Below are 12,494 nucleotides of genomic sequence, written 5' to 3' on the forward strand. Positions count from 1 at the left end.
TATTAACGAGACGGTTTTTTTTATGTCATTGCGAGGAACGAAGCAATCACATATAGAATATCTTTATTCACAAAATTCACTTATGTTAGTGAGATTGCTTCGTTCCTCGCAATGACTTTGTGTAGAATTATTTAAAACTACTTCTTCACCGGAAATTTCCAGTCAAACTCATCTTTGCCGTTGATGATGGCTCCAATTTCAAACTTAACCACTTCATCAAATTCTGTTTGAAGGATAAACCAATTGTCTTCGTTGAAGTAATTTTCGAAAGTATCAAAAGTTTCTTGAGTGTATTTTGTGATTCCTTTTGCTGCGAAATCTTTCTTTACATCAGCAATTTTTCTTCCGATTAATTGGAATCCGAAAACTTCTAGGCTACTGCTTGATGCTACAATATATCCCAATTTAAGATCTTCTTCCTCATAAAAAGTTAATCTCATTTTATGAGCATTGTAAACAAAAATTACGTTGTCGTCTTCGTCTTTATAGTTTTTATCAGGTTTTCCTAAAACTGCTGTTACATCATTCTGCTTCATTCCGAAAAGCAGTTTATCAATTCCTGATTTTAGATTTATTTTCATATCTCGTTTTCTTTATTTGAAGTGCAAATTTCGTGAAGTTTTTTGTTGTTTTGCCATGAATTGGATAAATTTTCTCGATTTTAAATATCTTAACATAAACCCGACAGGTTTTTAAAACCTGTCGGGTTTAATAACGCATCGAATGTTTAATTTTTATAATTCTTCTTATTCGGTTTACTCGCCATATAAAAAATAATTTTTCCGCCATTCATAACATCTTCATGTTTTAAGAAAGGTCTAGAAAGTTCTTTTCCGTTTAAAAGCACTTTTGAAACAAACACATTTTTATCGGATTGGTTAATTGTTGCGACTTCAAAAGTTTTTCCGTTTTCTAAACTTAAAACCGCGTTTTTCAATAACGGACTTCCTAAAGCATATTCATCAGAGCCTGGAGCAACTGGATAAAACCCTAAACTGCTGAAAATATACCAAGCGCTCATTTGCCCGAAATCGTCATTTCCGCCTAAACCATCAGCGCCATTTCTGTACATTTTTTTCAAGATCATTCTAATTTTATCTTGGGCTTTCCATGGAGAATCGGTCCAATTGTACAAATAAACTACGTGGTGCGAAGGTTCGTTTCCATGAACATAATTCCCGATGATTCCGTCTCTGGTAATATCTTCAGTGTTTTCAAAATATTTATCTGGAAGATGCATATTGAACAGCGAATCTAGACGGACTTTAAACTTCTCGTTTCCTCCCATCAATTGAATCATATCGGCAGGATCTTGCGGAACATATAAGCTGTAATTCCAAGAGTTTCCTTCAATAAAACCTTGTCCGTGTGTGTCTAACGGATCAAATTCTTTCTTGAAAGTTCCGTCATTCAATTTCGGACGCATAAAACCCGTTTTTTCGTCATAGACATTTTTATAATTTTTCGATCTTTTGATGAATTCATTATAAACCTCAGTTTTCCCTAATTTCTTAGCAGCTTGCGCAATTGCCCAATCGTCATAGGCATATTCTAAAGTTTTAGAAACTGAAGCTCCGTTTTTATCTTCAGGAACATATCCTTTGTCCATGTAAAACTCCAAACCGTCATAATATGGCACTTTTGCGGTATTCACACAGGCTTGAAGCGCTTTTTCTGCGTCAAAATTGATATTCCCTTTTACAATGGCATCTGCCACAACCGAAACGGAATGATAACCAATCATACACCAATTTTCATTGGCATAATGTGACCAGATGGGAAGCATTTTATGAACGCTTTGATCAGAATGCGCTAGCATGGAGCTTACCATATCGGCATTTCTTTTTGGTTGCACAATGTTGAATAAAGGATGCAAAGCGCGATACGTATCCCAAAGCGAATAACTGGTGTAATTGGTAAAGTTTTCAGCTTTATGCACATTCATATCCAAACCTTTGTAATTTCGGTCTAAATCCATGTATTCTGTTGGACCTAAAAAGGCATGATACATTGCGGTATAAAAATTAACCAAGTCTTCTTTTTGAATGGTTTCAACTTGAACCTTATTCAATTCTCTATTCCAAACGTCCTGACTTTGTTTTTTTACTTTTTCGAAATCCCAACCTGGAGTTTCTTTTTTCATATTTTCTAATGCACCCGCAGAACTCACAGGAGACAGCGCCATTTTAATTTTGATTTTTTCTCCCTCATTGGTATCAAAATCAAAGAACAATTTTAGGTTTTGGCCTGCCATTTCAGGAAAGTTTTTTGTTTGGTCAAATCTTCCCCAAAAACCTCTGTAAACGCTTTTTTCTTGTGCGGCTTGTCCGTAGCTTTTAATTGGCTTATTGAAAGACATGGCAAAATAAACCGTTCTCGTTCTCGCCCATCCGTTGGTCTGACGGTAACCTGTTATTAAAGTATCATTTTCTACACGAACAAACGTCCAAACATTCTTTTTATCGTAATTGTAGATTCCTGAAGTCAAATCTAAAATTATATGCGCATCACTAGATTTTGGGAAAGTGTATTGATGCATTCCCACGCGAGTTGTTGCCGTCAATTCTGCTTTAATTTTATGATCCTCTAAAAAGACGCTGTAATAAGCTGGCTCCGCTTTTTCTGTCGAATGCGAAAATGCCGATCTATAACCCGACAAAGGTTTTGACGCCACGCCTGGATTCAATTGCAGTTTTCCTGTTGTGGGCATGATTAAGAAATCGCCTAAATCAGAATGTCCTGTTCCGCTGAAATGCGTATGGCTAAAACCCACAATTGTTTTATCTTCGTATTGATAACCAGCGCAGTATTTATACACTTCTCCGTTGTATTTCCCATTTAAACTGTACGCAATGGTGTCGGTTTCTGGGCTTAATTGCACGCTCCCAAAAGGAACTGTCGCTCCTGGATAAGTATGTCCCATTCTGGCTGTACCAATCATTGGGTCTACGTATTGAATAAGGTTTTGCTTTTCGCCTGTCTTCTTTTGTCCTACAACTGCATTTGTAGAGAGTAGTAGAGCCAATGCTCCAAGAAGAAAATTACTGCACTTTGTTTGAATCATTTTTATCGTTTTTCTTAGAAATCTTTACTGATATTTTAATGCAGAAAAGTACAACAAAATCTATTTTTAAAAAACATAAATTTAGCAGGAATCGAAAGGTTTAAATATCTTTGATATACTAAAAGCGCAACCAAAGCATGAAAAAATATATTTTAATTATACTTTCTTTTTACTCGCCGTTTATTTTTTCTCAAAAAGTAGAAAGCCGCAGATTAACTAAACCAGAAATTTCACAACGTGAACTTGAAAATGCAACTGAATTTCCCATTTATAAAGCATTTGAATTCAGCGATAAAGGCGGTATGTACGAATTGGTTTTAGGCGAAAACCAGAAAACAATTTCTAAGAAAGATACTTTAAACACCAAAATACAGGCGATTTGTGTAATTAACGATCACGGCGGATTCTTAGAAAAATGGAGAATTAACGATTTGCTGGAAAATACTACTCCGAAAGAAACAAACATCTGGTTTTGGACAAAATATTGCAGCACCAAAGATGTTGATGGCGACGGCTATATTGATCCTGTAATCGTTTATGGAAGTAGAACGGAAGATGGTTATATACGTCGCGTTAAAATTATTACGGTTTATAAGAACAAAAAATACGTTATCCGAGCAGTAGAATGCGATTTGGACAGTTGCAGAAGTTTTGAAAAAGATCAAAATTGGAATACGCTTCCGCAGAAAATAAAAACGTATGTTAATCAGTTATTAGAAAAAATGAGAAAAGAACAGGATTTGCTTTTGAAAAATGGGTAGATTTAAAACTCCAATTTTTTAAAATTCCAAATTCCAAACTTTGCGGAAAAACTTGAAACTTGAAACAAAAAAAAACTCAAAAACCTACTCGCTCATTTCATCATAACGTTCTGGAACTTGAGGGTCATAAAGCGGACATTTGAATTCTTCCATGATGTCTACTAATTTGTTCATGGTTTTTCCTTCTGTTCCGTAGCAGTCAATTTTTATGCTTTGAGGCGTGGTAATAACTTGAAATGCACCTTTGCCTTTTGGATTTTTCCAACTGTTTTGATCTACTCTTTCCCATTCAGAAAAGACTGAATTGATTCTGTTTACGATTACTTCAACTTGAAGTTCAGCCAGACCTTCAACTTCTTGTTTTTCTACAAGAGCTTCATAAACTTCCTGATTGTTCAGGTAAATTTCATCTAGATATCTCCAAAAAAGTAATTCGTACATATTATGTGTTTTTTGAAACCATATAAGTTATATAAGTAAATATAAATTCTTTCTGAAAAAAAATTGGGCTTCGACTTCTCAGCCTGACAATCTGATCTGTCAAATTAAAATGAACTTATATAACTTATATGGTTTAAGTATTTTTTAATAATTGAATGTTCCGTATTCGCTTGTGATAGTCAGTTTTTTAGCATCTGAAGCTTCTACTCTACCTACGATTTGTGCATCAACATTGAATGATTTTGAAATCTCAATAATATCTTGTGCAATATTTTCTGGAACATAAAGCTCCATACGGTGACCACAGTTGAAAACCTGATACATTTCTTTCCAATCTGTTTTTGATTGTTCTTGAATTAACTTGAACAATGGCGGCACTGGAAATAAATTGTCTTTTATAACATGTAAATCTTTTACGAAATGCAAAATTTTAGTTTGTGCACCGCCGCTGCAGTGTACCATTCCGTGAATATCTTCTGGAGTATATTTATCTAAAATTTTCTTGATAATTGGAGCGTAAGTTCTCGTTGGAGATAGCACTAATTGTCCTGCGTTGATTGGGCTGTTTTCTACTTCATCAGTCAAATTAACTTGTCCAGAATAAATTAATTCTTCTGGAACTGCTGCATCGTAACTTTCTGGGTATTTTTTTGCCAAATATTTTCCGAAAACATCATGACGTGCAGAAGTAAGTCCGTTGCTTCCCATTCCTCCGTTATAACCTTTTTCATAAGTTGCCTGTCCGAAAGAAGCCAAACCAACAATTACGTCTCCTGCTTTGATGTTTGCATTATCTACAACATCGCTGCGTTTCATACGAGCGGTTACAGTAGAATCTACTATAATAGTACGAACTACATCTCCAACATCAGCAGTTTCTCCACCCGTTGAGTGAATCGTAACGCCAAAAGATTTTAATTCGTTGATTAATTCTTCTGTTCCGTTGATGATTGCCGAAATCACTTCAGCTGGAATTAAGTTTTTATTTCTTCCAATTGTAGAAGAAAGCAAAATATTATCTGTTGCACCAACACATAATAAATCATCAATATTCATGATTAAGGCATCTTGAGCAATTCCTTTCCAAACAGAAAGATCTCCTGTTTCTTTCCAGTACATATAAGCCAAAGATGACTTTGTACCCGCTCCGTCGGCGTGCATAATAAGGCAATGCTCGTCGTCTTGAGTTAAATAATCGGGAACAATTTTACAGAATGCCTGCGGAAATAAACCTTTGTCAATATTTTTTATAGCGTTATGTACGTCTTCTTTTGATGCCGAAACACCTCTTTGTGCATATCTCTTGCTAGAATCTGAACTCATGAAAATTAGTTTGTGTTGATGTGCTGCAAAGATAATCCCTTTTTTTAATTCTTTGAATGATTCGTATGCTTGATTCAAAAAAAGTTTGCCACGAATTACACTAATTTTCACCAATTTCTATTCTTTGTAAAAAATAAACAGGTGTGAATTTGTGCAACTCGTGGCAAAAAGCTATTTAATAAAAACGATTATTTCGTAAATAATAATTCTCTGTATTTTGTTAATGTCCAACTTTCGTCATCTACTAATAACTCTAATTTATCGCAGTGATTACGAATATCTTCAAAATAAGGTTTTACGTTATTGCAATATGCTTCTGCCATTTTTTGAGCATCAGTCAATTGATTTGCTTTCTTTCTTTCGTTAGTCATGGCCAACACTTTAGAATTGATTCCTTCAATATGGCCTGAAATTTCTTTAATTAAAACGATCTGCTCTTTAGCTAAAGCTTCAAAGTCTTTTCCAAAAATTTCTTTCAATCCTTTTACATTGTCAATTAATGTATTTTGGTAACGAATTGCAGTTGGAATAACGTGGTTTCTTGCAATATCTCCTAAAACTCGTCCTTCGATTTGGATTTTTTTAGTGTATTCTTCCAATTCGATTTCGTAACGCGCTTCGGCTTCAACATGATTAAAAATTCCTAATTGCTCAAATAAATCTAAAGCTTGTTTAGAAACTTTTGCTTTAATAGCTTCTGGAGTTGTTTTAAAATTGCTTAATCCTCTTTTAGCCGCTTCTTTTTCCCAAGCTTCACTATATCCGTCTCCTTCAAAAAGGATTTTTTTAGATTGTTTAATGTATTCTCTTAAGACATTAAAAATAGCATCGTCCTTTTTCATGTCTTTCGACTCGATCAAGTTTTCCACTTCGTTTTTAAAGTCAATTAATTGTTTTGCCACAATCGCGTTCAAAGTTGTCATCGCATTGGAACAGTTTGAATTTGAACCTACTGCTCTAAACTCAAATTTATTTCCTGTAAAAGCAAAAGGCGAAGTCCTGTTACGATCAGTGTTGTCTAATAATACGTCTGGAATTTTACCCACCACGTTTAGTTTTAAATCTGTTTTTTCTTCTGGCGAAAGTTTTCCTGTTGTTACACTTTCCAATTCAGATAAAACCTTAGTCAACTGAGCTCCAATAAATACCGACATAATTGCTGGCGGCGCTTCGTTTGCTCCTAATCTGTGGTCGTTACTTGCTGTTGCAATAGAAGCTCTTAATAAAGTTTCGTTATCGTTTACCGCTTTTATGGTATTAATAAAGAAAGTCAAAAACTGTAAATTGCTCATTGGCGTTTTGCTCGGACTCAATAAATTAACTCCCGTATCTGTAGCCAACGACCAGTTATTGTGTTTTCCAGAACCGTTTACTCCTTTAAATGGTTTTTCGTGAAATAAAACTTTAAAATCATGACGTTCTGCCACTCTCTGCATTACATCCATTAATAAAGAGTTGTGGTCTACCGCTAAATTTGTTTCTTCAAAAATTGGAGCCAGCTCAAACTGATTTGGCGCTACCTCGTTGTGACGCGTTTTTACTGGAATGCCCAACAACATGCATTCTTGCTCTAAATCTCTCATATAAGTAAGAGCACGAGTTGGAATAGAGCCAAAATAGTGATCGTCTAACTGCTGTCCTTTTGCCGAAGTGTGTCCTAATAATGTTCTTCCTGTCATCATTAAGTCAGGACGAGAATTTGCCAAAGCTTTATCAATCAAGAAATATTCTTGCTCCCATCCTAAAGTTGCCGTTACTTTTTTTACGTTTTTGTCAAAGTATTTACAAACCTCTGTAGCCGCTTCGTCAATTGCAGACAATGCTCTTAATAAAGGTATTTTATTATCTAAAGCTTCACCTGTATAAGCGATAAAAACCGTTGGAATACATAAAGTGGTACCATATATAAAGGCTGGAGATGTAGGATCCCAAGCGGTGTAACCTCTTGCTTCAAAAGTATTTCTGATTCCGCCGTTTGGAAAACTTGATGCATCTGGTTCTTGCTGCACCAATTGCGCTCCGCCAAATTTCTCTACAGGATCACTCCCATCATAAGAAGTTTCAAAAAAAGCATCATGTTTTTCTGCAGTAGTTCCCGTTAAAGGCTGAAACCAATGCGTGTAATGCGTAACTCCTTTCGCCAGAGCCCATTCTTTCATTCCCATGGCGATATAATCTGCCATCTTTCTGTCGATTTTAGTCCCGTGCTGAATGGCATCTCTTACACCTCTAAAAGCATCAGGAGTCAAGTATTGCTTCATTGCTTTTTCATTAAACACATTTGATCCAAAAAGATTTGATTTTCGGCCCATTTCTTCAAAGTGCACCGGCTTTCTGTTTGAAGCTTGCTGTAAAGCTTGAAAACGTAATGTTGACATGGTATGTAAAGTTTAAATTCGTAATAATTTTCATTAAAAAAAGAAGAGACAAATATAAACAATAAATAAGCCTATTGTAAAGATAAATTATACATTTTTAGTCGACGATTTATCAACATAAGACGCTTTTTATGAAGAATAATGAATTCAAATTACAGAAATATAACAAAACTGTACGGTAATATTGATTAAATAAACATTTTTTCATAATTCCTTAACTTATAAATTCAAAAATCGGCCGTAATTATTACGAATTTGTTTTTTTAAGCTTATTAAAATTGCTTTTTTTAAAATATACCCCTCTCAAAATTACGCTTATCCAAAAAATTATACTTAGCAAAACAAAATAGCCCCCTAATTTTTGGGACTAAAAAAATAAATCTATATTTGACCCAACGAAAAAAAACAAAAAAATTAATTTATATTATTATGGCTAAAATTAAGTTAGAGTACATTTGGTTAGACGGATATGAACCAACTCAAAATCTTAGAAGTAAAACTAAAGTTGAAGAGCATGAAAACTTCAAAGGAACATTAGAAGAACTTGGAAACTGGTCATTTGATGGTTCGTCAACTAAACAAGCTGAAGGTGGTTCTTCTGACTGTCTTTTAGTGCCTGTTGCAATTTATCCAGATCCAACTCGTATCAACGGATGGTTAGTAATGTCTGAAGTTATGTATGCTGATGGAACTCCACACCCTTCTAACGGTAGAGCTACAATTGATGATGATAATGATGATTTTTGGTTTGGATTCGAACAAGAGTATTTCATCATGGATACTAAAACTCAACTTCCACTTGGTTTCCCAGTTGGAGGATACCCTGCTCCACAAGGGATGTACTACTGTTCTGTAGGTGGAAAAAACACACACGGTAGAAAATTAGTTGAAGAGCATGCTGACTTATGTATCGCTGCAGGAATCAACTTTGAAGGAATCAACCAAGAGGTTGCTTGCGGACAATGGGAATTCCAATTATTTGCTAAAGGAGCTAAAAAAGCTGGAGACGAAATCTGGGTTGCTCGTTACTTATTAGACCGTTTAACTGAGAAATATGGTTACTATATCGAATATCACCCAAAACCTCTAGGAGATACTGACTGGAATGGTTCTGGAATGCACGCTAACTTCTCTAACACTGTATTAAGAACATGTGGAGACCAAGCAACTTACGAAAGAATTTGCGAAGCTTTCCGTCCTGTTACTGCTGAGCACATCGCAGTTTACGGAGCTTACAACGATCAGCGTTTAACTGGTAAGCACGAAACTGCTTCTATCCACGATTTCTCTTATGGAGTTTCAGACAGAGGATGTTCTATCAGAATCCCTTTAATGACTGTTCAAAAAGGGTGGAAAGGTTGGTTAGAAGACAGAAGACCAGCTTCAAACGGAGACCCTTACAAAATTGCTGCTAGAATTATCAAAACTGTTAAATCAGCGCTATAATTCAAAGCTTAAATTATACTCTAAAAAGTGCCACATTTATTTGCTGGCACTTTTTTTTTGAAACAATCTTAACAAGTTCAACTTTGTCAAAGTTTCAAACTTTGACAAAGTTCACTCATAACTCATAACTTATAATTTTAAAAGTAAGTTTCTTATAAATTTAATTTTTAAGTTAAACTTCAAAACTTATCTTTGTAAATCATTTAAACAAAATTATTATGATAGTCTGGACTCTCTTTTTACTTGCTGTAATTTTTATTCTTGCTTTAGACTTAGGTGTCTTCAACAAAACACCCCATATTATCAGCACTAAAGAAGCCAGCAAATGGACCTTGGTTTGGGTTACTTTATCGTTCCTGTTTTCGGGAGTAATTTATTGGCTCTACACCACAGACTATATTGCAAACCCTGACAAATTGAAACCAGCGGTTGCTTCTATGAAGTTTATTACAGGTTATTTGATTGAGCTTTCGTTAAGTGTCGATAATATCTTTGTGATTGCTATTATTTTTGCTTCATTCAAAATTCCGCAAAAATACCAGCACCGCGTTTTATTCTGGGGAATTCTGGGAGCTATTGTTTTCCGTGGTTTAATGATTTTCTTTGGCGTAATGCTAATTAGCAAATTTACTTGGACAACTTATCTTTTTGGTATATTCCTGATTTTTACCGCTATAAAAATGTTATTTTCTGGCGAAGAAGAAGACTTTCACCCGAAAGACTCTTTTATATACAAAACATTAGGGAAAGTTATTCCGATTACTTCAGAAACAGATGGAGAAAAATTCTTTATCGCAACCAAAACAGCAAAAAAAGCGGCTACTCCATTATTTGTTGCTTTAATCGTAATTGAAGTTATGGATGTGCTTTTCGCAGTAGACAGTGTTCCTGCAATTTTAGCTATTACAAAAGATCCTTTTTTAGTATTTAGCTCTAATATTTTTGCCATTTTAGGATTGCGTTCTATGTATTTCTTCTTAGCAAATATGCTGGCAAAATTCAGCTATTTAGAATACAGCTTAGTTGCTATTTTAGCCTTTGTTGGATTAAAAATGCTGTTGCACGATTTTATTGAAGTTCCAGAATGGGCTTCGTTAGGATTTATCGCTCTCTCTCTTCTAGTTGGAGTTTTGGTTTCTCTAAAATTTGGACCAGAAAAAGTATTGACAGATTCTGAGAAAGAATAGTTTTAAAAAAAACACATAGATATAAAAAAAGGAAATCGTAGTGATTTCCTTTTTTATTTAAACCATTTGAAAAAAAATAAATAAAAACCTACATTTTAACAATAAAAAAGTAAAACTAATCTTTATTTTAAATATATTTATCTCACTATAAACCATTTAAAACAAAGTATTATGAAAAAGATCTGTTTTTATTTATTAGCCCCTTTCATTATTACAGGATGCGATAGCAAAGAAGAATTATCATCAAAAAGTCAATCTACAAAGAACCCTACTCAAACTTATATTATTAACGGAGACATTGTATATGAAGCTGAAATTACCGATGGTTCAAAACCTAAAAAGCCTATATTTATATATGATATTCCTAAAAGTACCGATAATGGAACAATAAAAAAACAAACATTAAAAGCATCAAACGAAACTACCGTTTTAAACTTTAATTACGGAATAGGCGAATCTACACAAAGTGGATGTCAGGTGAAAAGATACAAATATGGCACCACCGAAGCATACTATACAGATCAAGGAGTATATGGATTTAACCCGTATCCTCATCCAACTTCAGATGGCAATTCATGTTTAGTAAGAGGTTTTGGATTACCTCATCAAAATCTCTATTATGGATCATTAGTTTTAATCGCCAGCAATAGGGGAGGACAAATCGAGGATAATAGAAAACAAATTATTAATTGTAACATAAGTCGTGGATCAAATATTTCAATAGAATTTCCATTCAAAGAAAACAAAACTTATGAAGTTTCAATAACAACATACTTTAATGACAATATTCCAATTACTGAAAGTAAACATAGTAATGGCTTCCCAACCTTGTATGCCCAATTAAGGGACTCTGGCATAATAGTAGACAATGCAGAGTCATGTGAAACAGATAAAATTCTTCAATCTAGAGAACCTAATTCAAACTATATAAAATCATATACACTCGATAATAATATTAAAGAAAATAAAAATTTAAAATTTAACTTCCTTACAACCGAAGCTAAGAAAGCACTTTTAATTTCATTAATTCCATCAATGGGTATAAATGGTATTAACGCAAAAATACCAAAAAATTCATACACAATGTTATTAAAAAACATTACTATTACAGAAAAACCTTTTGATAATTCATTGGTAACAAGTCCACCTCCAGGCCGTCGGTAAAAATTTATTGTTTAATCTATAATCGTAAAACAGATTAATCGATATTAATAAAAAAGGAAATCGTTAAGATTTCCTTTTTTATATTAATTTTAAAAAAACTAATTCACTTGTTTAACATTACTATCATCAATGTTATATTTTTTAATTACAGCATAATAATCAGAGTAATCAGGCGCATTAACTGATTTATTAGTATTTACAGGATTATTTCCTGGAACAACTACAATACGGAATTTTTGTCCGGTTCTTAAATCAGTTGGAACAGTATTTAATTCAAAACCTTGCAGATAAAGTTCATAATCAACTAAAGTAAAATTAAACTTGTATGTAAAAAACAAAGTTCCATCATTATAATAATGAGATTCTGGGATTTGGACCCAAACAGTACGGCCTGCAGATATTCCATCTGCCCTATAAGCCAAAACCACATCGCCAGGGAAAAGTGTAAAACCAAAAGATCTAACGCCACCATTTCCATTTGCATCAAACGAAACATTATTTACATCAATAACTTCAGCCGCTGGTCCTTCTGGCCCTGGAGGCCCTGGAGGTCCTTCTGGTCCTTCACAGCTAGAAAATGCAATTAAACCGATAACTGCAAATAAGGTAAGTATCTTTTTCATAATTATTTTTTTTAAGGATTATACTATAAAGGTATTTCAAAAATTAAACCAAAAAAAAGAAAAGCATCATTTTTCCCTTATTTTTTTTAATCGCATCTGTATTGGCT

Annotated in this window: 10 protein-coding genes; 4 read left to right on the forward strand and 6 right to left on the reverse strand. The window is 34.0% G+C overall.

Annotated features, from left to right (window positions below; translation table 11 throughout):
* Positions 1-137: 137 nt before the first annotated feature.
* Both J7574_RS15805 and J7574_RS15810 read right to left on the reverse strand, forming a co-directional pair.
* Positions 138-581: a hypothetical protein gene (locus J7574_RS15805; protein ID WP_290970496.1), complete on the reverse strand. Its 444-nt coding sequence runs from the start codon at positions 579-581 to the stop codon at positions 138-140.
* 146 nt (positions 582-727) lie between these two features.
* Entirely contained in the window at positions 728-3,064 is a 2,337-nt protein-coding gene (locus J7574_RS15810) for a GH92 family glycosyl hydrolase (protein WP_290970499.1), read from the reverse strand.
* 137 nt (positions 3,065-3,201) lie between these two features.
* Between J7574_RS15810 and J7574_RS15815 the strand changes: the two genes are divergently transcribed.
* A complete protein-coding gene (locus J7574_RS15815; RefSeq protein ID WP_290970502.1) occupies positions 3,202-3,825 on the forward strand; it encodes a M949_RS01915 family surface polysaccharide biosynthesis protein in 624 nt (207 codons plus the stop codon).
* A gap of 84 nt (positions 3,826-3,909) precedes the next feature.
* On the opposite strand, the gene J7574_RS15820 is transcribed toward J7574_RS15815, so the two are convergent.
* The 3 genes from J7574_RS15820 to J7574_RS15830 form a co-directional block, all read right to left on the reverse strand.
* A complete protein-coding gene (locus tag J7574_RS15820) occupies positions 3,910-4,266 on the reverse strand; it encodes a hypothetical protein (protein ID WP_290970505.1) in 357 nt (118 codons plus the stop codon).
* 144 nt (positions 4,267-4,410) lie between these two features.
* Positions 4,411-5,589: an AIR synthase related protein gene (locus tag J7574_RS15825; protein WP_290970508.1), complete on the reverse strand. Its 1,179-nt coding sequence runs from the start codon at positions 5,587-5,589 to the stop codon at positions 4,411-4,413.
* 188 nt (positions 5,590-5,777) lie between these two features.
* Positions 5,778-7,967 carry a glutamine synthetase III gene (locus J7574_RS15830; RefSeq protein ID WP_290970511.1) on the reverse strand — a complete coding sequence of 730 codons (2,190 nt, stop codon included), beginning with the start codon at positions 7,965-7,967 and terminating at the stop codon, positions 5,778-5,780.
* 429 nt (positions 7,968-8,396) lie between these two features.
* On the opposite strand from J7574_RS15830, the gene J7574_RS15835 reads away from it, so the two are divergent.
* The 3 genes from J7574_RS15835 (at position 8,397) to J7574_RS15845 (ending at position 11,764) form a co-directional block, all read left to right on the forward strand.
* A complete protein-coding gene (locus J7574_RS15835; protein WP_091491476.1) occupies positions 8,397-9,413 on the forward strand; it encodes a glutamine synthetase beta-grasp domain-containing protein in 1,017 nt (338 codons plus the stop codon).
* 218 nt (positions 9,414-9,631) lie between these two features.
* Positions 9,632-10,600 (forward strand): TerC family protein, encoded by a 969-nt coding sequence (locus J7574_RS15840; RefSeq protein ID WP_290970516.1) that lies wholly within the window; start codon positions 9,632-9,634, stop codon positions 10,598-10,600.
* A gap of 171 nt (positions 10,601-10,771) precedes the next feature.
* Entirely contained in the window at positions 10,772-11,764 is a 993-nt protein-coding gene (locus J7574_RS15845) for a hypothetical protein (protein ID WP_290970519.1), read from the forward strand.
* Between the two features lie 98 nt (positions 11,765-11,862).
* On the opposite strand, the gene J7574_RS15850 is transcribed toward J7574_RS15845, so the two are convergent.
* Positions 11,863-12,387, reverse strand: coding sequence for a hypothetical protein (locus J7574_RS15850; RefSeq protein ID WP_290970522.1), 525 nt, complete (start codon positions 12,385-12,387; stop codon positions 11,863-11,865).
* Positions 12,388-12,494: the final 107 nt, after the last annotated feature.

The sequence above is a fragment of the Flavobacterium sp. genome, from assembly GCF_017744675.1.
In the GTDB taxonomy this organism is placed as follows: domain Bacteria; phylum Bacteroidota; class Bacteroidia; order Flavobacteriales; family Flavobacteriaceae; genus Flavobacterium.